Origin of the sequence: Caldibacillus debilis DSM 16016, assembly GCF_000383875.1 — a bacterium.
GTDB classification, from domain to species: domain Bacteria; phylum Bacillota; class Bacilli; order Bacillales; family Caldibacillaceae; genus Caldibacillus; species Caldibacillus debilis.
On the sequence record NZ_KB912886.1, the window covers coordinates 21,306 to 47,606 of the forward strand.

The following is a 26,301-nucleotide window of genomic DNA, read 5'->3' on the forward strand; positions in this document are numbered from 1 at the left end:
CGCGGCAGGGAAACACCGGCCGCGTGCGGAAGCGCCCTTTTTATCGCGTCTCCGATTTCCGCTTGCGGAAATCACTCCGCCTTTCTTCCTTCGATCCGGGATTGGTAGAACAAACCCGCCTGATAAATCCCTTCCGTTATCGTTTTCGCCAGCGCCATGACCAGATACAGCCGGGTATTTTGCAAGATGAAAAATTCCATCAGCCCTCCGGCGTTTACGATCCCGGTAATATGCGAATGGCCGACGAAAGGCAGATCCTTTTGCATGGCGGCCCCGGGCTTCAAAGGCCCGGGTTTGACGGAAATGGTCCCGACGTTCTCCGGACGCCCCAAACATGCATCGACGGCGATGATGAAAGGCTGGGCCAACGCCCGGTTCACTTCCTCCAGCTTTTCCTTTAAATTGACCGCATGGACCGGATCTTCCAGCGTGCCGAACACGTGGAAGTTTTCCGGCAGCGTTTTTTCCAGCAGGTGGGTGCCGACGAGGGGACCCAGCGAGTCACCCGTGGAACGGTCGGTGCCGATGCAAAAAAGGACGATCGGGACGGATCTTTCTTTCGGCAAAAGGGAAAAAAGGAGTTCGGCGATCTTTCGCGACGAGAAGGACTCGTTCCAGTAAATGTTTGCCCGGTCTTCTTTTCGATTCGGTAAGATTTTCATGGCATGACCTCCGGCCTTCTTGGATCCAGTATTACTAGTTTAGTAACGGCGGGCGGTTTTTATACGAGAAAACGGACGTTTTTTAAAGGGCCGGGCGTTTCTTTATAAATGAACCGATTAATTGTAAACTAAAAATGAAACTTCTGTTCTAGAAAAGACGGGGAGGGAATCATTTTGGAAGAAAAAACGTTCGAACTGAATGACATAGTGGAAATGAAAAAACCTCATCCGTGCGGAACGAATCGTTGGAAAATCATCCGGATGGGCATGGACATCCGGATCAAATGTATGGGCTGCCAACACAGCGTTTTAATGCCGAGAAAGGAATTTACAAGGAAATTGAAAAAGGTGCTGGGACCCGAATCCGAAGCCGAATAATCCCCCTCGGTCCCGGATTCGTCCGTTCCGCAATTATTGAAAGGAACGGCGGCCCTGCTCGGCAGCCTTGATGGAGGGCCGTATGCCGGGCGGTTCGGATGGCGCCCGGAAATTTGTTGATCGGAAAAGCCGCCGGTTTTCTTTTCTGAGGACCCTTCGTCCATCCGGAGCCAAACCGGCATGAACGTCCCTTTGACCCGGACCGCCGTTTCCCCTTCCCGGAATAGGCTGCCTTGTCCCGCGCGGGGACGGACCGGCTACCGGCAAGCTCCGCGGCTCTTGTAATTTTTCCATGGACTAACTATAATGGGTAAAGACCGTTTGCAGGTGCTCTTTTTCATGTTTATTGAGGTTCGGATAGGAGTGAATCATGATGGGATTGACAGCGGGGATCGTCGGTTTGCCGAATGTGGGGAAATCGACCCTTTTTAATGCCATTACCCAGGCCGGTGCGGAAGCGGCCAATTATCCTTTCTGTACGATCGATCCCAATGTCGGGATCGTTGAAGTCCCGGACCGGAGGCTGGACAAGCTGGCTGAAATGTTCCAGCCGCAAAGAAAGGTCCCCACAACCTTCGAATTTACCGATATTGCCGGCATTGTGAAAGGCGCGAGCAAGGGGGAAGGACTGGGGAACAAATTCCTTTCCCACATTCGCCAAGTGGATGCCATCTGCCATGTCGTCCGCTGTTTTGATGACGAGAACATCACCCATGTTTCCGGAAAGGTCGATCCCGTTTCCGACATCGAAACGATCAATCTGGAACTGATATTGGCCGATCTGGAACTGGTCGACAAAAGGATCGCCAAAGTGGAAAAGCTGGCGAAACAAAAGGACAAAAAGGCGATGGCGGAATTTGAAGTGTTGTCCATGCTGAAAGACGCCTTCGAAAAGGAGCTGCCCGCCAGGACGATCGAATTCAATGAAGAACAGCTGAAAATCGTGAAGGGCTACCAATTGCTGACGATAAAGCCGGTCTTGTACGTGGCCAACGTCGGCGAAGATGATCTGTTGGATTCCGACGGAAACGAGTATGTCCGGCAAGTGAAGGCTTACGCGGAAAAGGATCACGCCGAAGTTGTCGTCATCTGCGCAAAGATCGAGGCGGAAATCGCCGAATTGGACGGTGAAGAAAAATCATCCTTTTTAAAGGAGCTGGGCATTGAGCAGTCCGGTTTGGACCAGATGATTCAAAAGGCCTATCATTTGCTGGGGTTGGCCACCTTCTTCACGGCAGGTGCCCCGGAGGTAAGGGCGTGGACCTTCAAAAAGGGGATGACAGCCCCCCAGTGCGCCGGCATCATCCATTCCGATTTCGAAAAGGGCTTTATCCGGGCGGAAACCGTCTCCTATGAAGACTTGATGGCCTGCGGATCGATGGCTGCCGCCAGGGAAGCGGGAAAAGTCCGGCTGGAAGGAAAGGATTACCTCGTTCAGGACGGGGACATTATCCATTTCCGTTTTAACGTTTGAAAATGTCACCGCGGAACATCCCCTGAAAATGTCAACCCCGGAAAAGTTGACATGAAAAAATCAATCCAAGGCTCGGGGCGGGGGCGTATGGCGGCAAAATTTTCGGCCGATCTTTTCATGGGCCGCCGCGAAATGTTGTATACCCGGGAACAATATGATATAATGGTTAATCGTGAGTAATGAGATATTGCTCCTTGCTCTTTTTATAAGAGCCTTATGTCCAAAAGGAGGTGAACGTCCGTGAGAAAATACGAGATTTTGTACATCATCCGTCCGGATATTGATGAGGAAGGGAAAAAGACGCTCGTTGAACGTTTTGACAACGTTTTGAAAGAAAACGGCGCCGAAATCATTGAATCCAAAGAATGGGGAAGACGCCGCCTGGCTTATGAAATCAAAAAATACCGGGACGGCATTTACCACCTTATCAATCTCAGGTCGGAACCGAAAGCCGTTCAAGAATTCGATCGGCTGGCGAAAATTAACGATGACATCATTCGGCACATGATCGTTAAACTGGAAGACTGAGATCCGCAAATGTTTCACGTGGAACATTCCGAAGGAAGGAGTTGATTCTGATGTTGAACCGGGTTGTTCTTGTCGGGCGGCTGACGAAGGATCCCGATCTGCGCTATACGCCCAACGGGATTCCCGTGGCTACTTTCACCCTGGCCGTGAACCGGACATACACGAACCGGCAAGGAGACAGGGAAACGGATTTTATTAATTGCGTCGTCTGGAGAAAGCAGGCGGAAAACGTCGCCAACTATTTGAAAAAAGGAAGTTTGGCGGGCGTCGACGGCCGGCTGCAGACAAGAAATTACGAAGCGCAAGACGGCAGGAGAGTGTATGTGACGGAAGTTGTGGCGGACAGCGTGCAATTTTTGGAGCCGAGAGCCGTTTCCGCAAGCCGGGAAAGCTCGCAAAGCTTTGGCGACCCGTTCGGTTCCAGTCAGAATCAACCCAAGCCTTCGGATGACCCGTTTCGAAACGATGAGCCGTTTTTTGATGACGGCGAACCCATCGATGTTTCCGACGATGATTTGCCGTTCTAAAACAATCCTGAGAAAAGGGGTGAACAGAGCATGGCAGCCCGAAAAGCGCGCGCGAAACGGAAAAAGGTTTGCTATTTTACGGCGAACGGAATCACCTACATTGACTATAAAGACGTCGATCTTTTGAAGAAATTCATTTCCGAACGGGGAAAGATCTTGCCCCGCCGTGTGACCGGAACGAGCGCGAAATATCAAAGAATGCTGACGAAAGCCATCAAAAGGGCACGGCAAATGGCGCTTCTTCCGTATGTTGCGGATGACAAATAATCCGTGGAACGGCGTCCGAGCCGTTTGGAACCAAGCTGACTCCACTTGATCAAGAGTCAGCTTTTTCATTTGCCGAAAATGTGGAAACCCGCCGGAATGGAAATGGGAAAGGGCATTCCATAATGAGCTTGAAGGAGTATAATAATATCGATAAAATAAAAAACATACTCCTTTTCAGTCACTTTCATTGAAAAAGATTTTTCTGCCGGATAGATAAATGAGGTGTTCCAGTGAAAACGAAACAGATTGCCGAAGGCGCCTTATGTTTGGCCTTTTACGCTTTGCTTGTCTTCCTGTTTGTCTATCTCCCCGTGGTCGGGACGATCGCAACTTTTTTCTCTGCGGTTCCTTTCATCTATTTGACGGCGAAGTACGGCTGGAAATTCGGGGGATTCTTTTTCCTCGGATCCCTCGCGGTATCCTTTATGATCGGTTCATTTGCGTCCCTTCCGGTCACTGTCCTGTTCGGCTTGACCGGTACGGTTGCCGGCTGGACGATCCATGCGAAAAAGGGGCGCGGCGTCATCTTTGCCTGTTCCGTGCTTGCGTTTTTATTGAATCTCATCGCCCAATACGCGGCCGCGGCCGTTTTCTTCCATTGGAATGCGATTGAGGAAATGAAGGATATGATCGACGAATCGGTGGAAATGACGGAGAAAATCATGCGGGCAACGGGACAGAATATGGATGATGCCCAATACGACCAGCTTCTGCAATTGTCCCAATTGTTTTCGGTGCTTCTTCCTTCCTTTTTCGTCATCATTTCGGCGGCCATGGTGCTGATCATCCAATGGGTTTCTTTTCCGGCGGTCCGAAGGATGGGAATCGAGATCCCTAAGGCCGTTCCCTTCCGGGAATTGAGCTTCCCGAAAAGCATCATCTGGTATTATTTGGCCGTACTGGTCCTTTCCCTTTTTGTGGAGACGGATGCAAGTTCTTTTCTTTATCAGGCGGTAACGAACCTTTCATACATCTTGCAATTGGTTTTTACCGTACAGGGCGCCGCCTTTCTTTTCTTTTTCTTTCATGCGCGGAAAGTATCCAAGGCCGTCCCGGCGGTATTGACGATCCTTTGCCTTTTAAATCCCTTGTTTTTGTTGATTCTGCGCATTGTGGGGATCATGGATCTCGGATTCGATTTGCGGTCGAAAATCAGACCGCAGAGGTGACGGGAGGAATGGCGGCCTCTCGGGCCGAAGGCCGGCAAAAGACGAAGGGAGGCCGTCTGCCGGCAAAATCGATCGCCGGATTCCTTTTATCTCTTTTGAAAGCATTTTAGGAGTTGGAACATATGCCTTCATTATTACGAAAAAGCCAAATTCGCATGCTGATTTTCGCCCAGTCCCTGGCGATGTTCAGTTTTTTCCTTTTCTTCGCCTTCGACCGATGGGCAGTCAGCGCCGCAGGGTTCATCCTGTATCTCCTTTTCGCATATCTTCTGCTGAAACGGGACAGATGGTACCGGAAAGAAGTGGAAGAATATATTTCCGTGCTTTCCTACCGACTGAAAAAAGTCGGCGAGGAAGCCTTGCTGGAAATGCCGATCGGCATCCTGCTGATTAACGACGATTACGATATCGAATGGGCGAATCCGTACATGGCTTCCTGCTTCAAGGAAGAATCTTTGGTGGGCCGTTCGCTGTATGACGTGGCGGACGATTTGATCCCGCTCCTGAAAAAAGAAGAGGAAACGGGAACGGTTGATTTATCGGGCCGGAAGTATAAGGTGATTTATAAAAAGGAAGAAAGGCTGCTTTACTTCTTCGATATCACCGAACAGGCTGCCCTGGAAAAAATGTACCAGGAAGAAAAGCCGGTCATCGGCATCATCTTTTTGGACAATTACGATGAAGTCACCCAGGCGATGGATGACCAGGAACGGGGAAGCTTAAACAACCGGATCGCTTCCTTGTTGAATGAATGGGCCCAGGATCAGGGTGTTTTCCTGAAACGGGTTTCCTCCGACCGCTATGTCGCCTTTCTTAACGAAAAGATCCTGGCGAACCTGGAGGAAAACAAATTTTCCATCCTGGACTTCGTAAGGGAATCCACTTCCAAAAACAAAACCCCCATCACATTAAGCATCGGCATCGGTTCCGGCGTTTCCTCCCTGCCCGAATTGGGGGTGCTCGCCCAGTCAAGTCTGGACTTGGCCCTCGGACGGGGCGGGGATCAAGCGGCGATCAAACTTCCCAACGGTCGGGTGAAGTTTTACGGGGGAAAAACGAATCCGATGGAGAAGCGGACGCGGGTAAGGGCGCGGGTCATTTCCCACGCCTTGCGGGAATTGATCCTGGAAAGTTCGCGCATCTTCATTATGGGCCACAAATACCCCGACATGGACGCCATGGGGGCATCCATCGGTCTGTTAAATATTGCCCGCATGAATAATAAGGAAGCATATGTTATACTAGATGAACAGAAAATCGATTCGGGCGTGCGAAAATTGCTGGCGGACATCAAACAGCATCCCGAGCTCGGGCCCAGGCTGATTTCTCCCGAGAGGGCGCTGGACATCATCGAGCAAAAATCCCTTTTGATCGTTGTCGACACCCATAAACCGTCCCTTGTCATCGAAGAAAAACTGGCCCACCGGATCGACAGGATCGTCGTCATCGACCACCACCGGAGAAGCGAGGAATTTTTCAAAAATCCGTTGCTCGTCTATATGGAACCTTATGCCTCATCCACTTCGGAACTGGTTACCGAAATTTTGGAATACCAGCCCAATCCGAAAATCGAAATGCTGGAAGCGACGGCCCTGTTGGCGGGGATTATCGTCGATACGAAGAGCTTTACCTTGAGGACGGGATCAAGGACCTTCGACGCCGCTTCCTTTCTCCGCTCGAAGGGTGCCGATACGATCCTGGTCCAGAAATACTTTAAAGAAGACGTGGAATCGTATTTGAAACGGGCGAGATTGATCGAAAAGGCCAAGTTTTACCCCCGGGGCATCGCCGTGGCCAAAGGGGATCCTTCCGTACGATACAGCCAGGTTCTGATCGCCCAGACCGCCGATACGCTGCTGATGATGGAAGATGTGGACGCGTCCTTTGTCATTTCCGAACGGTCCGATCAAACGGTTGCCATCAGCGCCCGTTCCCTCGGAAAAATCAATGTGCAGCTTATCATGGAACAGCTGGACGGCGGGGGCCACTTGACGAACGCGGCCACCCAACTCCACGATGTTTCCGTGGACGAAGCGGAAAAAATGCTGCTGAAAGCGATCGATGATTATTTTGAAGGGGGAAAGCAGGAATGAAGGTCATTTTTTTGAAAGACGTGAAAGGCAAAGGAAAAAAGGGAGAAGTGAAAAACGTGGCGGACGGCTACGCCCAAAACTACCTCATTAAAAACGGGCTGGCCGTTGAAGCGACGGAAGCGAATCTGAAAACATGGGAAGCGAAAAAGAGGAAAGAGCAAAAATTGGCTGAACAGGAATTGGAAGAAGCGAAAAAATTAAAAGAAACCTTGGAGAAGCTCACGGTGGAATTGAAGGCGAAGGCGGGCGAAGGCGGAAGGTTGTTCGGCTCCATCACCTCCAAACAGATTGCAGAGCATTTGGAAGGGGAAAAGGGGATCAAAATCGATAAAAGGAAGATCGATTTAAAGGAACCGATCCGTTCTTTAGGCTATACAAAGGTTCCGGTCAAGCTCCATCCCCAGGTGACGGCCGAACTGAAGATCCATATCCGGGAAGAAAGCGAATAAGGGACGGACCGGTTCCGGATGCCTTATGGCTGCAAGGGGTTCTTGGGCATACAAAAATTACTTCGCAAAAAGGCCGGTTTCGAATAAGTGGATTCGACGGGCTGAAAAACGTCATTTGTTTACTTCGCAATAAAACCGGTTCCGAATACCATGGATGCACGGGGGTAGCCTGAGAAATGAACGATCTTTTAATCGACCGCACACCTCCTCAAAACATAGAAGCGGAGCAAGCCGTTTTGGGGGCCATCTTCCTCGAGCCGGAGTCCATCCATATTGCCGCGGAACGGCTGCTTCCCGAAGATTTTTACCGCACCGCCCACCAAATCATCTTTCAGACCATGCTCAAGCTCCATGACCAGGGGAAGGCTGTCGATATCATTACCGTCACCGAAGAACTGGCCGCCGCCAAACAGCTGGAAGCGGCCGGCGGGGTATCCTATCTGACCGATTTGGCCGCTTCCGTCCCCACCGCGGCAAACATCGATTACTACGCCGGGATCGTCCAGGAAAAGTCCTTGCTGCGCCGGCTGATCCGCGCCGCATCGACGATCGCCCAGGAAGGATACACCCGGGAAGACGATGTGGAAGATCTGCTGGCCGATGCGGAACGAAGGATCCTCGAAGTTTCCCAACGGAGGAATGTCGGCTCCTTTCAAAATATACGGGACGTGCTCGTCCGCACCTACGATAAAATCGAAAAACTGCATAACCGGAAAGGGGACATCACCGGGATCCCGACCGGGTTTATCGAATTGGACCGGATGACGGCGGGGCTGCAAAAAAACGATTTGATCATCGTCGCCGCCAGGCCGTCGGTCGGGAAGACCGCCTTCGCCCTCAATATCGCCCAAAACGTGGCGACGAAAACGGATGAAAATGTGGCGATATTTTCGTTGGAAATGGGGGCGGAGCAGCTGGTGATGCGGATGCTCTGCTCGGAAGGCAACATCAATTCGCAAAATTTGCGGACGGGCCGGCTGACGGACGAAGATTGGAAAAAATTGACCATGGCGATGGGGAGCTTGTCCAATGCGGGAATTTTTATCGATGACACCCCGGCGATCCGGGTTTCCGAAATCCGGGCCAAATGCCGCCGGTTGAAGCAGGAACACGGCTTGGGCCTGGTGATCATCGACTATTTGCAATTGATCCAGGGCAGCGGGCGGGTCAAGGAAAACCGCCAACAGGAAGTCTCGGAAATCTCCCGGTCGTTGAAGGCCCTTGCCCGGGAACTGGAAGTGCCCGTCATCGCCCTTTCCCAGTTGTCCAGGGGAGTCGAACAGCGGCAGGACAAACGTCCGATGATGTCGGACATCCGGGAGTCGGGAAGCATCGAGCAAGACGCGGATATTGTCGCCTTCCTGTACCGGGACGATTATTACAACAAGGATTCCGAAAATAAAAATATCATCGAGATCATCATCGCCAAGCAGAGAAACGGTCCGGTCGGCACCATCCAATTGGCCTTCGCCAAGGAATACAATAAGTTCGTCAACCTCGACCGCCGTTATGAGGAGGCCTCCATTCCCCCGGGGGCTTAATGCATACATCCGTTGGATTTTTCCAACGGGTTTTTTGTTTTTGGCCGGCAGAACCCGGACCGCCGTCGAATAAATACGAACATTTGACCCATAATATCCATATATTGTTCGTTTGTGATATTGACTTTCCCGGGGCGGGTGGTAAACTATTCATGTCGAGAGGATCCGAAAAAATGCCTTGCAAGGCCGCGGAAAAATCTCCCGTTTATCGGAAGGAAGGAACGCCGGACCGTGAAAGGGCGCTTGGAAATTTAAAATTTTGAAGGGGTGCAAAAATGACTTCAGTCGTCGTTGTCGGAACCCAATGGGGCGATGAAGGAAAGGGAAAGATTACCGATTTTTTGGCGGAAAGGGCCGATGTCATCGTCCGTTATCAGGGCGGGGACAATGCGGGCCATACGATCCGGTTTCAGGGAAAAACCTTGAAGCTTCACCTCATTCCTTCGGGGATTTGTTATCCCGACAAATTATGCGTCATCGGCAACGGGGTTGTCATCAATCCGAAAACATTGATCAATGAGCTGGAATATCTCAAGAAGGAAAATATTCCGGCGAACCGGCTGCGGATCAGCAATCGGGCCCATCTGATCATGCCTTACCATCTTCTTTTGGATGAACTGGAAGAAAAAAGCAAGGGCGCATCCCAAGTCGGAACGACAAAAAAAGGGATCGGGCCCGCATACACGGACAAAATTTCCCGCAACGGAATCCGGATGATCGACCTGCTGGACAAAGAAACCTTCTATGAAAAGCTGAGCCGGCAAATCGAGGCCAAAAACCGGCTGCTCGAAAGATTATACGGCGCCGAAGGGTTCTCCTTGCGAGAGGTCTTTGAAGAATATTACGAATACGGACAAAAACTGAAAGAATATGTTTGTGACACCTCCAAATTGATCAATGAGGAGATGGAAAAGGGAAAACGGGTTCTTTTTGAAGGGGCCCAAGGCACGATGCTGGATATCGACCACGGGACCTATCCCTATGTCACCTCCTCAAATCCGGTGGCGGCCGGGGCGGCGGCCGGCGCCGGGGTCGGGCCCGGCAAAATCAATGAAGTGGTTGGCGTGGCAAAAGCCTACACGACCAGGGTGGGAGAGGGCCCTTTTCCGACGGAGATCACCGGAAAGACGGCCGAGGCCATTCGCGAGGCGGGACGGGAATACGGGACGACAACGGGAAGGCCGAGAAGGATCGGCTGGTTTGACTGCGTCGTCGTAAAGCATGCGAAAAGGGTGAACGGCATTACCGCATTGTCTTTGAATTCCGTCGACGTCCTGACCGGCATTGATCCCGTAAAAATCGCCGTGGCCTATGAATACAAAGGGCGGCGAATGGACGAATTTCCGGCGAGCCTGAAACAGCTGTCGGAATGCGAACCGGTATACGAAGAACTTCCCGGCTGGACGGAAGATCTGTCCGGATGCCGTTCCTTGGAAGAACTGCCGGAAAACGCGAGAAGATATATCGAACGCATTTCGGAATTAACCGGCATTCCCTTGGCCATTTTTTCGACAGGCCCCGACCGGGCTCAGACGAATGTTGTAAAAAAAATCTTCAAATAAAGGGAAAAACTGCCTGGTGCATGGTTCACACCGGGCAGTTTTTTATGGAAATTAATAAAGAAAATATATTCATGTAAAGAAAGGAAACAAAATGTAATATAAATGTAATATTTTTATCCTCCGTGAAAAGATAAAAGGCGAGAAGGAACGGTTATTAAACATTGAAACTGGGAAAATAGAAACAATAAATCGTCACGCAGGCCGGATTTTGTAAAAATATGGTTATAATTATACATTTGCTTTACAAAATGAAAACGAACAAGCTGTACGGAAGGAATTTGTGGTACATTTAAAAAAACAGTATTTTTAGAGAGTTTCAGATTATTTTGGGAGGAAAAAGAATGGGTTTTCACCTTCTGGAGAACATCTCCAAAATAACTGAAAGAGCGGAAAGGATTCGTGCCCAATCTGCCAGTACCGCGAAAAAAACCCTCATCGCGACAATTGTCATGTCCACGATTTCCATACATACCTCTTTTGCTGCAGCGAACGACATGAATAAAGTCACAAAACTAAAAACGATCTATCACGTTTACGTCAATGATCATTATTTGGGCGCCGTTTCCGACAAGGACCGGGTGGAAGCGTTCATCAACGAAAAGATGGAAAAGATCAAGGAGAAGTACAAAGGCTTCGATTTCACCTACAAGACGGATGAAGTGGCCTTCGTTCCGGAGCAGATTTTCCGTAACACTGCCGTAGAGAACGAAGAGGTTTTGTCCGAAATTGACAAAGAATATCAAATCCAAGTGGAAGCCGTTGCCTTGAAAATCGACGGAAAAATCGTCTCTTATTTGGAAAATTTGGAAAAGGTCGACGAAGCCATTGAAAAATTGAAATTGCAGTATGTGTCCAAAGAAGATTTGGAAAAGATCGAAAAGTTGAAAAACGCGAAAGGGCCTTTGCCCGCATTGAAAAAAGGTGAAAGCCGCTTATTAGACGTCAAACTTTCGAGAAATGTTACAGTTTCTTTGGAAAAAGTGAAACCCGAACAGGTCCTTTCGGTGGATGACACCGTGAAGCTGTTGCAAAAAGGAACCTTGGAGGAACGGAAATACACCGTACAGGAAGGCGATGTTTTAGGGACGATCGCCGAAAAGCACGGTTTGAAATTAAAACAGCTGCTGGAATTGAATCCGGGAATCAAGGAAGATACCCTGCTGCAAATCGGCGATCAGCTGAACGTAACGGTGAAAAAGCCCTATTTGGATGTTGTCGTTGAAAAAGAAGTGTATGCTGAAGAAAAGATTCCGTATGAACGGAAGGTCATCGAAGATTCCTCCATGTACAAAGGGGATACGAAAGTCGTCCAGGAGGGCTCCGAAGGGAAACGGGCCGTCACCTATGTCGTCAGCGAAAGGAACGGGCGGGAGATCGCCAGGAAGGAAAAGGGCGAGAAGATCTTGAAACAGCCCGTTGCTTATATCGTCCGTAAAGGCACGAAGGTCATTCCCTCCCGCGGCACGGGGAATTTCGCCTGGCCGACGAACGGCGGTTACATATCCAGCCACGTCGGATACCGGTGGGGCCAGTTCCATAAGGGAATCGATATCGCAAGACCTTATGACCGAATCATTCGGGCCGCCGATAACGGCGTCGTCGTTTCCGCGGGGTGGGACGGCGGTTATGGAAACAAAATTGTCATCGACCATCGCAACGGTTTTCGCACCGTATACGCCCATCTGGCCTCGATCAATGTCAGGGTGGGGCAGACGGTGGCCCGGGGCGCGAAGATCGGCGTGATGGGAAGCACCGGGGATTCCACCGGCGTGCACCTGCACTTTGAAGTTTACAAAAACGGCGCCTTGCAAAATCCGCTGAATTATTTAAGATAGAGGTTAGAGGAAGAGGGATAAGCTGCTTCAAAAAGCCGCATGGCGGGCTTTTAAGCAGCTTTTTCTTTTGAGGGGATCTCTCCCGCCGGAAAACATCTTTTCCGGCGGAGTTTTGCCTTTGGGGCTTGTTCCCGTCCCTCCGGGACGGCGGAATCCGCCCGTGCGGGATTTGGCAAGTGGATCGGGATGGCGGGGAAAAGACGAGGTCCGTCCTAGGAGATACGGAGGAATCTCCCCCCGGTGTCCTTGGCCGCTGCGGGGCGCTTTTTCGGGAAATCTTAAACCGGACCCCCGGGACGCATCTTCATGGACGGGAAAATCTTCGTCAATCCATTTCCTTTTCCGACAAAAAATATTTCCCAGGAAAAGCCACCGCCGCCATAAGGCGTAATGAATAAAATATCAAAGATTTCCCGTTATTTCTCGGGAAATAATTTTGCAATCATTGTACAATCATTGATGGAGAGGATTCGACAATCTTTCTCCGGGTTCGGGTAAGAACCCGGAGAATCCTTTCCTCCTGGAACGGGATGAAAACAATTGGCAGGAAGAATTCTTTTCCGGAAAGATGCAAAGCATCACGAATTCGTGATAAAGTAATAAAAAAGAAGCTTCGATTTTTCCCTTCAGAGATCAAGGATTATTGATAGAAACGGATCCGAGGAAAGGAGAAGGTGGCATGGCCAAAAAGATTCTGGTTGTGGACGACGAGAAGCCGATTGCCGATATTCTGCAGTTCAATTTGAAAAAGGAAGGCTACGACGTTTATTGCGCCTATGACGGGGAAGAAGCGCTGAAAATGGTGGAAGAAATAAAGCCGGACCTGATCCTTCTCGACATCATGCTGCCCGAAAAGGACGGAATGGAAGTGTGCCGCGAGGTGAGGAAAAAATATGAAATGCCCATCATCATGCTGACCGCTAAAGATTCGGAAATCGACAAGGTGCTGGGGCTGGAACTGGGCGCCGATGATTACGTGACGAAACCTTTCGGGACGAGGGAACTTTTGGCCAGGGTGAAAGCGAACTTGCGCCGGCACCAGCAAGCGGCGGCAGCAAACGGTGAGGAGGAAGAGTCCAACGAGCTTGCCATCGGTTCCCTGGTGATCCACCCCGATGCCTACATGGTCTCCAAAAGGGGGGAACCGATCGAGCTCACCCACCGGGAGTTTGAACTTCTGTATTACCTGGCCAAGCACATCGGGCAGGTCATGACGCGGGAACATTTGCTGCAAACGGTCTGGGGTTATGATTATTTCGGGGATGTCCGCACCGTCGACGTCACCGTGCGCCGCTTGCGGGAAAAAATCGAGGACAATCCGAGCCATCCGGCGTGGCTGGTCACGAGAAGAGGGGTCGGCTATTATTTGCGGAATCCCGAACAGGAGTAAAAGAAAACGATGCGGAAATTGAATCTTTTCACTTCCATACGCTTGAAATTCATCCTCTTTTTTGTTCTTTTGATCCTGATTGCCATGCAGATTATCGGCGTGTATTTTGTTCGAGAATTGGAAACGAAATTGACCGAGAATTTTAAGGAATCCATTTTAAGCCGGGTGAAATTCCTCACCTACAACGTGGAACAGGAATTTATGAAGGAACGGGTGGACAGCGGCCAGCTTTCCCTGGAACTGGCCATTGACAAGATATTGAAGGAAAACACTTCATCGGACATCAACGAAATCCGGGTCATCGACAAGAACATGCGGGTGATCGGCACGTCCGACGAAAACAATGAAGACATCGTTGGCCAAAGGACGACGGACGTCCTGGCCACCCGCGCCTTCGCCACGGAAGAGAACATCGACCAGCTGGTCATCGACCCGAATAACGGCAGGACATGGGTCCTTTACGTGCCGATCAAGGTCCGGAACAATGTGGAAGGATTAATTTATTTGGAAGGAAAGATCGAAAAGGTTTTTGACCAAATCCAGGTCATCAACGGGGTGCTGGTAAAGGGGACGGTGATCGCCTCGGGAATCACCGCCATTTTGGCCATTTTTGTCGCGCAGACGATCACCCGCCCCCTTTCGGATATGCGCAGCCAGGCCCAGGCGATGGCGAAGGGGAACTTTTCCCGGAAAGTCAAAGTTTACAGCCAGGACGAGATCGGCCAGCTGGCCCAAACCTTCAATTATTTGACGAAAAAACTCCAGGAAGAACAGGCGAAAACGGAAAGCGAAAAGCGGAAACTCTCCTCGGTTTTGGCCAACATGTCCGACGGGGTCATTTCGACGGACCGGAAGGGGAGAATCATTTTAATCAATGAATCGGCGGAAAAAATGCTGAACATTTCCAGGGATGACGTCATATCCAAACCGCTCCTTGCCGTCCTCGGAATCGAAGACCAATATTCCGTTGAAGACCTGTTTAATGAACAGGGTTCCCTGGTCCTCGATTACGGCACGAAAACGAAACCTTTAATTTTCAGGGCCAACTATTCCACCATCCAAAAGGAAACGGGCAAGGTAAATGGGCTGATCGTCGTTTTGCACGATATCACCGAGCAGGAAAAAATCGAAATGGAGCGGAGGGAATTCGTATATAACGTTTCCCATGAATTGCGCACTCCGCTGACGACGATGAAAAGTTATTTGGAGGCCCTTTCGGAAGGGGCGCTGCAGGATGAGAACCTCGCTCCGAAATTTTTAAAAGTCGCCCAGAATGAAACGGAACGGATGATCCGGCTTGTCAACGACCTGCTGCAATTGTCGAAGATCGACAGCAAGGATTACCGCCTCGACAAGGAATGGGTGGACTACATCCGCTTTTTGAACCGGGTCATCGACCGGTTTGAAATGACAAAGGATGAAAGCATCGTTTTCGTCCGCAGATTCCCGAAACAACCGGTCTATGCGGAAGTGGATGCGGACAAGATGACCCAGGTCTTGGACAACATTATTTCCAACGCCATCAAATATTCCCCCGACGGCGGACAAGTCACGTTCAAAGTCGTCCTTTTTCAAAACTATATCGAGACGAGAATCAGCGATCAGGGGGTCGGAATTCCGAAGGAAAGCCTGGAGAAGATCTTCGAGCGGTTTTACCGGGTGGATAAGGCCCGTTCGCGTCAGCTGGGAGGGACCGGACTCGGGCTGGCCATCGCCAAGGAGCTGGTGGAAGCCCACGGCGGGAAAATTTGGGCGACGAGCGCGGAAGGGAAAGGAACGACCATCCATTTTACATTGCCCTATGATCGGGATCAGAAGGATGATTTTTCATGAACTGGGAAAAGATCAAATCGTGGATATTGGCGGGGCTCGTGGCCCTCAGCATCCTTCTCTTCTGGAATTTGGTTACCTTCCAGCAAAACTATGATTTCATCAGCCGGAATAACTACATTAAAGAAGTCAACATCAGCGAAAAAAGGGAGATCAAAGATTTGATTTTTCCCAATAAAACCATCGTCCAAACGAAGGATGGGGCCTATGAGGGGACGGAAAACATCGCCCACATCAAACCGGTGATGGAGAAAATCCGGGAATGGACCTTCTATGATTTTCAGGAGCAGGAACAAAACAAAGATTTATTCCAAAAGGGAAACCGGCAGGAAATGGTGTTTTTGAAGTTCCCGGATATCGTTCCCTTTGATTTGTTGAAATCCCTGTTTAACATTGAAGCGAGGCGGCTGCCGACGGGGACTTTCCAGTACATGATCGTCAATCCCGGGGAACTGGAAGAAAACGAGGGGACTATCTATTTTTCCTCGGCGGATTTCCAATTCCTTGTCAAAAGCCGGGTCCGCCACCCGCACATGAAGGATTTTTCGGAAGCCGTCTCCGGGTTCCGCAAAAAGGCGATCCCTTATCTTTCCTATGAAAAAAAGGACGGATCGCGGCTGTTTGTCCCTGAAAATCAAGTGCGTCTGAACGATTACCAATACTATCCGAAATATTATGATTTGAGGTTGTTCATCAACGCGCTGTTTTCTGATCCGAGTTTTGTCACGAGAAACGGAAACCGGTATACGGACGTCTCCAGTGTGCTCGATGACTATCCGGACATGAGGAAACTCGTCTTTGTGAACACGACGGTCACCCTGGATTCTTCCATGTCCGCCAGCGACGTGCTGCAGGGAAGCATCCAATTCGTCAACGGGCACAGCGGATGGACCGACCATTATTATTACTCGGGGATCAATCAATCCTCCCGGGAAGTGTCCTATCAATTATATTTGGACGATTTCCCCGCCATCAACGAAAACGGCCTGAGCCGGATCACTTTAGTGACGGGGAAAAATGGGGTATATTCGTATCAAAGGCCCTATTTCAGCCTCGACATTTCCTTCAACCCGGGCAACCGGACGTACACCCTGTCTTCGGGAAGGGATGTCCTGGATTATTTGCTGGAGAGAAAGAGTCCGGAGATCGAAAATGTGGATGACATCATCATCGGGTATCAATTGGTGAAAAACAGCGATGATCCCCTCATTCAATTCATCCCTTCATGGTTCTACCGTCTGGAGGATCATTTTGTCCCGGTGACGGAGGAAGAATTGGGAGGGGAAAGGTAATGGATTGGAGCAGGGCAAAGACGATTTTCATCATCACCTTTTTGATTCTCAACATTTTTCTCGGGGTCCAGCTGATCATGCAAAAAAACCAAAACAAGTTTGATTTGATCAAGGAAACTTCCATCGAGGAACGGTTGAAGGCCGATGAGATTACCTTTCCCGAGCTTCCCCAGGAACCGACGGAAGGGACATATGTGGAAGCGGAAGAAAAGATGTTTCGGGAGGATGAATTGGCCTTTTTAAGGGGACAGGATATCGATCTGTCCGGGGGAACGACGGTTTTGAGCACCCTGAAAGATCCCTATCCCTTGAAAAAGGACTGGCAGGAAAAGGACGCGAACGAATTCGTGTTGAACTACGTCTATAAAGGGGGCGAGTACGTCTTCGGCGAATTCAGGGAAGATGAAAATCAAATCATTTATTACCAAACCTACAATAATTTCCCCTTTTTTAAAAATTCGAGCGGGCAGCTGGTTTTGACGCTGAACAACAATAACGAAATCGTCTCTTATCGGCAAACGATGCTGGATCATGTGAAAGAGTTGAAAAAACAGGAACTGCTGACCGCCTATGAAGCGCTCGTCACCCTTTACAATAAAAGACTGTTAAGAAGCGGGAACAAAATCACAAAAGTGGAAATCGGCTATTATACCTTGGTTCCCGTAAGGAGTTCCCAGCTGCTCGCCCCGACTTGGCGGTTTTCGGTGGAGGGCGGGGACGATTTGTTCGTCAATGCGGTGGAAGGCCACGCCTTTTCCGAAACGGAGAGCAAAAAATTGGAGTGATGCCCGGCAGGGCGAAAGCGGCCATCGGAAGGATTCCCTTTCGGAGGAACGATTGGCCCGCCCGGAAGATGCCGGCACGGGGTCTTTTCCGTCCGGGGAGCTGCCCGGAAAAAGCCGGGGGAAAGGATTTTACCCGACCGGAACGCGCGAAGCGGGATCGGTCGCCCTCCCGCCGGGGCTGAGGATGGGATGGATTCGGAGACGGGAGGAGAATTTTCCCCATTCCTTTTTGGCGCAAGCGTGGTTTTTCCGCAGGAGACCTCCGGAAACGGGGCCGGATTTTTCCGCCATTTTCGGAGGCCGGCCTGCTCCTTTTTTGCGGATGCGGTTGAAAAATTCTTTGGGGGAAGATGGAAGGGCCGGCAAGATCCCCGTTTCTGGCGGACGACAGAGAAACCGAATGATTGGAGAGTGAGTTCCCATGGCATTGAGTTTCAGCGTTTTGGCAAGCGGAAGCACGGGAAACGCCATCTATGTGGAGACGGAGCGGCATTCTTTCCTGGTGGATGCGGGATTGAGCGGAAAACAGATGGAACAATTGCTCCGCCAAATCGGCAGGGATCCGAAAAATTTGACCGGGATTTTGGTCACCCATGAACATAAGGACCATATTACGGGTGTCGGCATCCTTGCGAGGAAATATCAATTGCCGGTGTACGCCAACGAAAAAACTTGGAAGGCGATGGAACCGTTGATCGGGGAGATCCCCAAAGAAAACAAATTTATTTTTCCGATGGAATCGGTCCTCTCCTTCGGCGGCCTGGACATCGAATCCTTTGGTGTCTCCCACGATGCGGCGGAACCGATGTTTTACATATTCCATCACGACGGAAAAAAATTGGCGATTATTACCGATACCGGGTATGTCAGCAGCCGGATGAAGGGCATGATTAAGGATGCGGATACATATGTTTTTGAAACGAACCACGATGTGGAAATGCTGAGAATGGGAAAATATCCGTGGAACATCAAAAGGAGGATTTTAAGCGACATCGGCCACGTTTCCAACGAAGAAGCCGCCTTGGCGATGGCCGATTGCATCGGGGACAAAACGAAGCGAATTTATCTCGCCCATTTAAGCAAAGATAACAATATGAAGGAATTGGCCAGGATGTCCGTTTCGCAAATTTTGCAAAAGAAAGGATACGATGTCGGGGGAAGGATCCTGCTTTGCGATACCGATCCGAAAATCCCGACTCCCTTGACAGCCGTGTAACATTTTTAGAAAAAATGTCCAATTCATACTATAATGGTATTGGCCCGGAATCTGCCCGATTCACCTGTTGGGAGGGAAGAAAAGATGGGTTATTACGATGAGCATTACGATTATGGGAAGGAAAATCCGGAAAGGAAGCCGAGGGGCGGGTATTTTTTGGCCAGCCTGCTCGGGGCCGTCATCGGCGCCGCCATTATTTTTTTCGCCATTCCCTTCCTGATGAGACAGGATTGGTTTCCGTTCCCGCAGGATGATGCCTCCGTCACCGAGAACGCCGGAAGCGGAGGGACGATTAACCGCAGCGTCTCCGTCGATGTGAATACGGATATTACAAAAGCGGTGGAGAAGGTCAGCGATACGGTGGTCGGGATTACCAATATCCAAAACAGCGACATCTGGCTCGATTCCCAACCGGGCGGCACCGGCTCCGGCGTGATTTATAAAAAGGCCGGCGGAAAGGCCTATATCGTCACCAATTATCATGTGGTGGAAGGAGCGAACCGGCTGGAAGTCACCCTGCCGGACGAGACGAAACTGGCCGCCCGGCTGGTCGGCAGCGATATGTGGACCGATCTGGCGGTTGTCGAAGTGGACGGCAGTAAAATCAAAAATGTGGCCGAGTTCGGGAATTCGGACAAATTGAAACTGGGCGAACCGGTCATTGCCATCGGGAACCCTTTGGGCCTCAATTTCGCCGGGTCGGTTACCCAGGGCATCATATCCGGAATCAACCGCACCGTTCCCCTCGATTTTAACGGCGATGGAGTGCCTGACTGGAACGCGGAAGTCATCCAGACCGACGCGGCCATCAATCCGGGAAACAGCGGCGGCGCTTTGGCGAACATTTCCGGACAGGTCGTCGGCATCAATTCCATGAAGATCGCCCAGGAGGAAGTCGAAGGGATCGGCTTCGCCATTCCCATCAACTCGGTGATTCCCATCATTGAAGACATTGAAAAATACGGGGAAGTCAAAAGGCCGTACATGGGCGTGCAATTGCAGGATATCAGCGAAATCCCCGTCTACTATCAGGAACGGATGCTGAAGCTGCCGAGGGATGTCCATTACGGTCTGGTCATCGTCGATGTCGTTCCCAACAGCCCGGCGGATAAGGCCGGCTTGAGACGCTACGACGTCATCGTCAAATTGGACGGCAAAGAAGTGAAAGGGCTCATCGATCTGCGGAAACATCTGTATGTGGAGAAGGAAATCGGCGATAAGATGACCGTTGGATTTTACCGGGAAGGAAAATACCGGGAAGTGACATTGACGCTTTCGGAAGAAACGTTATAACGATAAAAAGGCGGAAAGGGCCCGGGGCTCTTTCTGCTTTTTTTGGACAAAAAACGGGAAAAGGGGATGAGGGCGGATGATTTATTGCTGTGAAGACCATGCCGAATATGCCCTGGAGACGGTCATCAACGAAAGCGGCCGGCCTCCCGCTTTACAGCCCGTCGAAGAAAAGGAATTATTAACAAAGACCTGTGAATATTGTGGACAACCTGCCGTATATGTTGTGGCGAACGGATATTCCCATACAAAATATGGCCGGTAGTTGTGGAAATGTGGATAAGTCCTGTGGATATCTTGTTTATAAGGTGAGGAGAAACTGTGAATATCACGATATTGGCTGTTGGCAAACTGAAGGAAAAATATTTGCGGCAGGGCGTCGACGAGTACCTGAAGCGGTTGTCGGGGTATGCCAAAATGGAGATGGCGGAAGTCCCGGATGAAAAGGCGCCGGAACATTTGAGCGAACGGGAAGCAGAGCAGGTCAAGGAGAGGGAAGGGAAGCGGCTTTTGGCCAAGATCGGCGCTGACGCTTACGTCATCGCCTTGGCCATTGACGGGAAAATGAAAACCTCGGAAGAGTTCGCCGCCCATCTCGATGCCCTTGCGACCCGAGGGAAGAGCCGGATCATCTTCGTCATCGGCGGCTCCCTCGGCCTCAGCCGGGCGGTGCTGGCCAGGGCCGACGAGCGGCTTTCCTTCTCGAAGATGACCTTCCCCCACCAGCTCATGCGCCTGATCCTGCTCGAGCAGATTTACCGCGCCTTCAAGATCAACCGGGGGGAGCCGTATCATAAATAGAGGCAAAAATTTTTGCAAATATTGGGGAGATGGTTCTCATTCATATAATCATTGGCTTTTATCTTAATAGCATCTTTTTCACGATCATATGAGATTTGCCGCACAGCCTTCAGTGGATGAACGTCGGATCCGAGAGCTGCTTACGTTGTCTTTTATTGACCGAAAAGAGAATATCCTTTTTCTCGGTCCACCGGGGATTGGAAAGACGCACTTGGCGATTTCGATTGGAATGGAGGCGATTGTTAGAGGGTATAAAACGTATTTTATTACGGCCCATGATTTGGTCACTCAGTTAAGGAGAGCCCAAGAAGGGAAGCTGGAAAAAAGTTGCGCATGTTTGTAAAACCAACCATACTCATCATTGATGAAATGGGATACTTAAAACTAGACCCGAACGGAGCTCATTACTTATTTCAGGCCATCGTCCGCCGGTACGAACAGGGCCCGATCATCCTCACGTCCAATAAAAGCTTTGGGGAATGGGGAGAAGTGATGGGCGACTCGGTGTTGGCGACCGCGATGTTAGATCGATTACTGCATCATTCTATTATTTTCAATCTAAAGGGGGAAGCTATCGATTACGGGAAAAAAGACTCCAACAAGAAGAAAACAGAAGGATCCATGAAATCCTTCTGGGGAATTTTAAACCGGCGATTTTGGGGAAAAATTCATCGGCCTTGACATAGACTCCTTCAGCGCTACTTGGCAAGACCAATTGACCATAAATATATATTAAGGGGGAAATTTACATTAAATTCTCGAATTATGATTTCACATATTGATTCCCTGTAAAAGAGACTCCTCAGGGGGTCTTTTTTTTCGGAAGGCTCTTTTCGTATAGATTGTTGCTATTTTGACCAAACTATTGAGAGGTGATAAAATACATCTCCCACAAGAGGTTTAGAATGTGGAAAGAAGTTTATGCTGTTACCTAAACACGAGCAAGTCAAGCTTTTGTGTGAGGTATAAAAACAGCCATTTCATCAAAGAAACGGCTGTATTCCTTATTCCAATAAAACCCCCTTTAATGGAAGATTAATTACTATTGTTTGTAGCAAGATTAAGTATTTCTTGATAAAGTTCGTTCCAATCATGATAATATTCTTTTACTTCATTTGGATTAATAAGAATTCTTTCTGCTGACTCGTATTTGCCTTCAAATTCAAATAACTGGTCAATATCCATACGATAAAAGACTTGATAGCCTATTTTAGGATAAGGACTACTTTCATCCCATTTTGAGTTTTCACTGTGGTCAACTACAATATGACCTAAAAGAAAACAACTTCCTGTAACGTAACCCTCTTCATACGCTTCACGCTTTATACATTCTTCAGGAGTTTCTCCATTCTCAATATGACCGCCAGGAAAGTCCCACCCTCTATGGTTTAGATTAACTAAAAGTAACTTACCATCTTTAAAACAAAATCCGTGAACGCTTGTAATTAAATTTCTTGGAGGAAGTTGTGCATCAGGCTTCCAAGTTAATTTTACTTTTGCGTCTCCCCACTTAACAACTTTTGTTATCATGTTTTTCCCGTCCACTTCAATTGAATACCGATTTTCTATATTCCGCAATCCTGCCGGTTCGCTGAATAAATATCTGTAACTATTATACCATAAAAAGTAAATTTTTCCTTGTTATATTCAAAAGCAACAATGTCTATGAAAAGAGCCTTTCGAAAAAGACTTGGTTGTTTTCAAAGATTTTCGAGTATTATATAAAGTACGAACAAATGGAGTTGTCTCAATATGATTTTCAATTGAAGTCGTATTTTGATCTGATTGACTTTTATCATTTTCAATTTCAAAAATATCAATAAATCCTTTTGGAGAACTTGCTCAAGAACCTAAACAAATTAGATAGGGTTCTTTCTTATTGCTGAAAAATTTTGGAAAAAGTCCATAGTTGTGTGTAAATTTTCCCTCGGTTAGAATGCCCGTTTGAAGTGGAAGATAGAACATTTCGCGTCTTTGAGAGGCTGCGACAGACTCTTTTTAGACGGCTCGTTTTTTTGAGATTCCTTTTTACACAATTTTACGGACTTAACTAAATTCTAAATTTTATTCCAATTGTGTCAAAACGGTTGATTAAGAATAAAATAAAAGAAAACCAAATTTCTAAAGTGTGACGGCTGGTGCAAAAAGGTTTCCTTTCACTACATTCAGAAGTTAACTTTAAGGAATTTTTTCTGAGTTTCCATGAATTGATGATCCTTTTCATCACGTGGAAGTTGATTTCTTAATGATTTGCCAAAGACTATTCGAAAATGAGGCTATGAACGGATCGTAATTTTATTCAAATATCGACGAAGATCTAGCAAACTTTATGAAACCAATTTTATCTGATAATAAACCACTACTAAACAATTTAGATGTAGTTGGAAGGGGAATACAAATTGCCATTCAGGAGAGATGAAAATGACGGAAAATCGACTATTTAATGAGGTCCTGAAAGAACGGTTTTTAAACCAGTTTAACGAAATGACACAACAAAATTACAGACGTATTTTTTTGATTGTCGAAACATACGAATCGGATTTAAAGAAAGACATTTGTTTCTTTACGATCGAAGAAATAAAAACGGTGCTATTCAGCTTTGAGGCGCGGAATCGGGGAACCGTTGAAAGTTACGCCCGCATCATTAGCAGTTATTTGAATTGGTGTGTCGAACAGAAATTTATTGAAAAGAACGTTCTTGCTGACTTCAAGCCGGACGATTTCGATGAATTCGTTATGCCCGTCGAATTTATCACCGAACGAACCTTGCGGAGGATCGAAGACTTCTGTGAGAATTACCAAGACGCTGTTATCCTTCGCTTGCTGTTTATTGGTGCGGGCGGCAAGCGTTTAAGTGAAATCAGGAATCTGAAGAAGCAAGATGTTGACTTCAAAAACAAGCGAATTCGTCTAATAAATTCGCTTAAAGAAGATAACAGCGGGTTCCCTGTCCGTTATACGGAACGATGGATTGATGTTGACGATCGTACGTTGCAGCTGATCGACGGCGCCATAAACCAAAAACAATATACCAAACGTAACGGTAATATTGTTTTTGATATTCGTGTCAAGCCATTCGTTGATCTTGTTAAAAACGATTACGTTATCCGCCCATCGATTACGAACGTGGAAAGTTATTCCGCTCCGGTGGATAAATATGTGATTTATCGGAGAATTCAGATGATTGAAGACACCTATGGTTTAAAGAATTTCAATTCTAAATTTATACAACGGAGCGGAATGTTGTATTATGCCAGCAACATTATGATGGATGACCAATTAACAAACATTGACATCAAAATTGTTGCCGAGCGATTCGGCATTAGATATTCCAATAACATTAAGAGTTTCTTGACAATGGAAAATATTAGAAGTTTATATCCCAAATAATGAAAGGAGGGATAATTTTCTTTTTGCAAATGGAGCGTTTAATAGTTTCTATGAGGTCATATCATTATTTTCTGGATATTGTTAGAACCCAAAACCATTTTGTCCGAAATTAAATCGGAGTCCTTATGAATATGGGACTCAGGCTGCCCAAATGGGCTTTTTCCCTCCTTTGACGGAGAGCGCTTCAAATGGCGATCTCCTGAAAGGGAATGGATACCGCAACGAAAAATACGAAAATTTCCCCGATCTTTTAGCACGGATCAAATGAACACTTATTCTTCTTGCAATAACAGATGCCAGTAATGCTCGATTCGTTTGAATGTGTCGTCAGCACGCTGGGCAACAAAATCTCTTGCCAATTGGTAATCCGCATCCTTTGGTGAGATGCCTTTCGTAACAAATGAAAGCAGTTGTTCTTTCGCTTTCACCAGCACCGCAGACAAATCTTCTTCATTCTGAATGCTCTGAAACATTTCCTGATAATTTTTGATGATTGATTCAATTTCTACTTGTGTATAAACCGTTTTCCCAAGTTTATTCGTCATGGACAGCTCACGGCTTTGTTCGTATGGAAGAGGAGCATTCAGCGGTCTGATTTTGGCCCGTGCCGCGATAAATCTTTCCTCTACCGATTGATAATTCATTACTTTTTTCGTATTGTGGCGGACATAATCTTGAATCAGTCGATCAAATCCAGCTTTTACGTCGCCGATTAAAAACGCATCACTGAAGTATTGGAGTGCAGCCGTCGAAGAAGCCAATTCAAGATGGGCTTCATAGGAATGCTGCTGTTCTTTACTAATTCCAAAAAGGTTAATCCCTGGATATGGCGCTAAACTATCCACTCCGTCCGTGATGTGTTGTAAGATGGATTCTACTTTTTTTACTTCTTCATTATTTAGCGAATCAAAGTATTTGGATTCATATAAATATTGGCTGAACACAAGCCATTGATCCCGTGGCCGATAAGAAAAAATATCAGAGGGGTCAGCGTTTTCTACGTGAAAAAACTTTTCCATCGGTATGGCCATCATGCCTTGAACTTGTTTGATTTCGTCCGAAATCGTAAGTTTATAGGCTTGTCCATTTCGGATGACTTCCACTTGTTGTCCGGCCAATGGATTTTTGATTTCATGTACGGACGGCATTTTGGCTTTATTTCGAGCGACCATTGCGCCGATATATCCGAGATCAATTTTCACGGTCAGGTCCTCCTAAATCTAAAAAGTAATGGTTCCACCCCATTTGCATAGGGGATCGGATCATCTTCCGCAAAAGAATCCTGCACATGGAATATTCAACCGCCTGCATATTGTGGGGCTTGAATTTTGGGTTGATCGCTTCCCATTTTCAGCCCTTCGGTTTGTGCTTTGCCGTTCGGTTCTTCAGGAAAATGCACCCTTTATTGTCATCCGATCATTGAATTCATGTTTGGAGCGGCAAGTCATTCATCCGCAAAGCTTTTTTTCGCGCTTCCACCGTCATCAATGTAAAAATGAAAGGACCATTTGGCGAGCATGCTTTACCTGATTTTCTAAATTGTATTCGTTCCATGGACTTCCCTAAAAACAGCATTCAATATTATTATCGGTTTTTTGATATATAGTTGAATGATTATGACCGTATCAAAAGGCAGCCCAGGGTTTTTTCGGCCATTTGATCCCGGCTGTCAGCAAAAAAGCGTTTGAGCGAGGAAAAGCGGTATTATGGAAGAGGGGATTTGAGAAGAAGATACTCACAAGCCCAGCCCATCCGTCAAAGATGGCATTGATCCGGATGAAATTATCCGATTCTTGCAGCTGGGATGCGGCCTGCTTCCTAA

General features: G+C 48.1%; 23 protein-coding genes and 1 pseudogene. 21 read left to right on the plus strand and 3 right to left on the minus strand.

The window, feature by feature from the left end; genetic code table 11:
* Positions 1-71: 71 nt before the first annotated feature.
* Entirely contained in the window at positions 72-662 is a 591-nt protein-coding gene (gene yyaC, locus A3EQ_RS0108170; protein ID WP_020154685.1) for a spore protease YyaC, read from the minus strand.
* 171 nt (positions 663-833) lie between these two features.
* On the opposite strand from yyaC, the gene A3EQ_RS22130 reads away from it, so the two are divergent.
* From A3EQ_RS22130 to istB, 20 genes and pseudogenes are all read left to right on the plus strand, one after another.
* Positions 834-1,040 carry a DUF951 domain-containing protein gene (locus A3EQ_RS22130; RefSeq protein WP_370741146.1) on the plus strand — a complete coding sequence of 69 codons (207 nt, stop codon included), beginning with the start codon at positions 834-836 and terminating at the stop codon, positions 1,038-1,040.
* Between the two features lie 373 nt (positions 1,041-1,413).
* A complete protein-coding gene (gene ychF / locus A3EQ_RS0108180; RefSeq protein WP_020154687.1) occupies positions 1,414-2,514 on the plus strand; it encodes a redox-regulated ATPase YchF in 1,101 nt (366 codons plus the stop codon).
* A 240-nt stretch (positions 2,515-2,754) separates the two neighbouring features.
* Positions 2,755-3,042: a 30S ribosomal protein S6 gene (gene rpsF / locus A3EQ_RS0108190; RefSeq protein ID WP_020154689.1), complete on the plus strand. Its 288-nt coding sequence runs from the start codon at positions 2,755-2,757 to the stop codon at positions 3,040-3,042.
* Between the two features lie 50 nt (positions 3,043-3,092).
* Positions 3,093-3,569, plus strand: coding sequence for a single-stranded DNA-binding protein (gene ssb / locus A3EQ_RS0108195; protein WP_020154690.1), 477 nt, complete (start codon positions 3,093-3,095; stop codon positions 3,567-3,569).
* 30 nt (positions 3,570-3,599) lie between these two features.
* Positions 3,600-3,836 (plus strand): 30S ribosomal protein S18, encoded by a 237-nt coding sequence (gene rpsR, locus A3EQ_RS0108200; protein WP_020154691.1) that lies wholly within the window; start codon positions 3,600-3,602, stop codon positions 3,834-3,836.
* Positions 3,837-4,066: 230 nt separating this feature from the next.
* Positions 4,067-5,005, plus strand: coding sequence for a YybS family protein (locus A3EQ_RS0108205; protein WP_020154692.1), 939 nt, complete (start codon positions 4,067-4,069; stop codon positions 5,003-5,005).
* 122 nt (positions 5,006-5,127) lie between these two features.
* Complete coding sequence (locus A3EQ_RS0108215; RefSeq protein ID WP_026499841.1) at positions 5,128-7,098, plus strand: DHH family phosphoesterase; 1,971 nt, start codon at positions 5,128-5,130, stop codon at positions 7,096-7,098.
* Positions 7,095-7,547, plus strand: a complete 453-nt coding sequence (gene rplI / locus A3EQ_RS0108220; RefSeq protein ID WP_020154695.1) for a 50S ribosomal protein L9 — start codon at positions 7,095-7,097, stop codon at positions 7,545-7,547. Before A3EQ_RS0108215 ends, rplI begins: the two co-directional genes overlap by 4 nt.
* Before the next feature lie 176 nt (positions 7,548-7,723).
* Positions 7,724-9,088, plus strand: coding sequence for a replicative DNA helicase (gene dnaB, locus A3EQ_RS0108225; protein WP_020154696.1), 1,365 nt, complete (start codon positions 7,724-7,726; stop codon positions 9,086-9,088).
* Positions 9,089-9,363: 275 nt separating this feature from the next.
* Complete coding sequence (locus A3EQ_RS0108235) at positions 9,364-10,650, plus strand: adenylosuccinate synthase (RefSeq protein ID WP_020154698.1); 1,287 nt, start codon at positions 9,364-9,366, stop codon at positions 10,648-10,650.
* Between the two features lie 494 nt (positions 10,651-11,144).
* Positions 11,145-12,485, plus strand: a complete 1,341-nt coding sequence (locus A3EQ_RS0108240; RefSeq protein WP_244874567.1) for a peptidoglycan DD-metalloendopeptidase family protein — start codon at positions 11,145-11,147, stop codon at positions 12,483-12,485.
* Between the two features lie 679 nt (positions 12,486-13,164).
* On the plus strand, positions 13,165-13,875 hold the full coding sequence (yycF, locus tag A3EQ_RS0108250; RefSeq protein WP_020154701.1) for a response regulator YycF: 711 nt from the start codon (positions 13,165-13,167) through the stop codon (positions 13,873-13,875).
* 9 nt (positions 13,876-13,884) lie between these two features.
* Complete coding sequence (gene walK, locus A3EQ_RS0108255) at positions 13,885-15,708, plus strand: cell wall metabolism sensor histidine kinase WalK (protein WP_020154702.1); 1,824 nt, start codon at positions 13,885-13,887, stop codon at positions 15,706-15,708.
* Positions 15,705-16,997, plus strand: a complete 1,293-nt coding sequence (locus A3EQ_RS0108260; RefSeq protein WP_020154703.1) for a YycH family regulatory protein — start codon at positions 15,705-15,707, stop codon at positions 16,995-16,997. Before walK ends, A3EQ_RS0108260 begins: the two co-directional genes overlap by 4 nt.
* Positions 16,997-17,782, plus strand: a complete 786-nt coding sequence (locus A3EQ_RS0108265; RefSeq protein WP_020154704.1) for a two-component system regulatory protein YycI — start codon at positions 16,997-16,999, stop codon at positions 17,780-17,782. The genes A3EQ_RS0108260 and A3EQ_RS0108265 overlap by 1 nt, the downstream gene beginning before the upstream one ends.
* Positions 17,783-18,203: 421 nt before the next feature.
* Positions 18,204-18,998, plus strand: a complete 795-nt coding sequence (locus A3EQ_RS0108275; protein WP_020154706.1) for an MBL fold metallo-hydrolase — start codon at positions 18,204-18,206, stop codon at positions 18,996-18,998.
* Between the two features lie 84 nt (positions 18,999-19,082).
* A complete protein-coding gene (locus tag A3EQ_RS0108280; RefSeq protein WP_020154707.1) occupies positions 19,083-20,291 on the plus strand; it encodes a S1C family serine protease in 1,209 nt (402 codons plus the stop codon).
* A gap of 76 nt (positions 20,292-20,367) precedes the next feature.
* On the plus strand, positions 20,368-20,553 hold the full coding sequence (locus tag A3EQ_RS0108285; RefSeq protein ID WP_020154708.1) for a CxxH/CxxC protein: 186 nt from the start codon (positions 20,368-20,370) through the stop codon (positions 20,551-20,553).
* A gap of 56 nt (positions 20,554-20,609) precedes the next feature.
* Positions 20,610-21,089, plus strand: coding sequence for a 23S rRNA (pseudouridine(1915)-N(3))-methyltransferase RlmH (gene rlmH, locus A3EQ_RS0108290; protein WP_020154709.1), 480 nt, complete (start codon positions 20,610-20,612; stop codon positions 21,087-21,089).
* Between the two features lie 82 nt (positions 21,090-21,171).
* Positions 21,172-21,775 (plus strand): annotated as a pseudogene (gene istB, locus A3EQ_RS20785) (IS21-like element helper ATPase IstB); the annotation flags it as partial.
* A gap of 349 nt (positions 21,776-22,124) precedes the next feature.
* Here istB and A3EQ_RS0108300 read toward each other — a convergent pair.
* Positions 22,125-22,619 carry an NUDIX hydrolase gene (locus tag A3EQ_RS0108300; protein ID WP_020154711.1) on the minus strand — a complete coding sequence of 165 codons (495 nt, stop codon included), beginning with the start codon at positions 22,617-22,619 and terminating at the stop codon, positions 22,125-22,127.
* 891 nt (positions 22,620-23,510) lie between these two features.
* Between A3EQ_RS0108300 and A3EQ_RS0108310 the strand changes: the two genes are divergently transcribed.
* Entirely contained in the window at positions 23,511-24,479 is a 969-nt protein-coding gene (locus A3EQ_RS0108310) for a site-specific integrase (RefSeq protein WP_169382665.1), read from the plus strand.
* A 272-nt stretch (positions 24,480-24,751) separates the two neighbouring features.
* Here A3EQ_RS0108310 and A3EQ_RS0108315 read toward each other — a convergent pair whose 3' ends face one another.
* Complete coding sequence (locus tag A3EQ_RS0108315; protein ID WP_020154715.1) at positions 24,752-25,681, minus strand: hypothetical protein; 930 nt, start codon at positions 25,679-25,681, stop codon at positions 24,752-24,754.
* Positions 25,682-26,301: the final 620 nt, after the last annotated feature.

Bases quoted from the DNA above. Each gene is read 5' to 3' on its own strand.
- yyaC (WP_020154685.1), bottom strand. From the start codon at position 662: ATGAAAATCTTACCGAATCGAAAAGAAGACCGGGCAAACATTTACTGG.
- ychF (WP_020154687.1), top strand. From the start codon at position 1,414: ATGGGATTGACAGCGGGGATCGTCGGTTTGCCGAATGTGGGGAAATCG.
- ssb (WP_020154690.1), top strand. From the start codon at position 3,093: ATGTTGAACCGGGTTGTTCTTGTCGGGCGGCTGACGAAGGATCCCGAT.
- rpsR (WP_020154691.1), top strand. From the start codon at position 3,600: ATGGCAGCCCGAAAAGCGCGCGCGAAACGGAAAAAGGTTTGCTATTTT.
- A3EQ_RS0108215 (WP_026499841.1), top strand. From the start codon at position 5,128: ATGCCTTCATTATTACGAAAAAGCCAAATTCGCATGCTGATTTTCGCC.
- rplI (WP_020154695.1), top strand. From the start codon at position 7,095: ATGAAGGTCATTTTTTTGAAAGACGTGAAAGGCAAAGGAAAAAAGGGA.
- dnaB (WP_020154696.1), top strand. From the start codon at position 7,724: ATGAACGATCTTTTAATCGACCGCACACCTCCTCAAAACATAGAAGCG.
- A3EQ_RS0108235 (WP_020154698.1), top strand. From the start codon at position 9,364: ATGACTTCAGTCGTCGTTGTCGGAACCCAATGGGGCGATGAAGGAAAG.
- A3EQ_RS0108240 (WP_244874567.1), top strand. From the start codon at position 11,145: ATGAATAAAGTCACAAAACTAAAAACGATCTATCACGTTTACGTCAAT.
- yycF (WP_020154701.1), top strand. From the start codon at position 13,165: ATGGCCAAAAAGATTCTGGTTGTGGACGACGAGAAGCCGATTGCCGAT.
- walK (WP_020154702.1), top strand. From the start codon at position 13,885: ATGCGGAAATTGAATCTTTTCACTTCCATACGCTTGAAATTCATCCTC.
- A3EQ_RS0108260 (WP_020154703.1), top strand. From the start codon at position 15,705: ATGAACTGGGAAAAGATCAAATCGTGGATATTGGCGGGGCTCGTGGCC.
- A3EQ_RS0108265 (WP_020154704.1), top strand. From the start codon at position 16,997: ATGGATTGGAGCAGGGCAAAGACGATTTTCATCATCACCTTTTTGATT.
- A3EQ_RS0108275 (WP_020154706.1), top strand. From the start codon at position 18,204: ATGGCATTGAGTTTCAGCGTTTTGGCAAGCGGAAGCACGGGAAACGCC.
- A3EQ_RS0108280 (WP_020154707.1), top strand. From the start codon at position 19,083: ATGGGTTATTACGATGAGCATTACGATTATGGGAAGGAAAATCCGGAA.
- A3EQ_RS0108285 (WP_020154708.1), top strand. From the start codon at position 20,368: ATGATTTATTGCTGTGAAGACCATGCCGAATATGCCCTGGAGACGGTC.
- A3EQ_RS0108300 (WP_020154711.1), bottom strand. From the start codon at position 22,619: ATGATAACAAAAGTTGTTAAGTGGGGAGACGCAAAAGTAAAATTAACT.
- A3EQ_RS0108310 (WP_169382665.1), top strand. From the start codon at position 23,511: ATGACGGAAAATCGACTATTTAATGAGGTCCTGAAAGAACGGTTTTTA.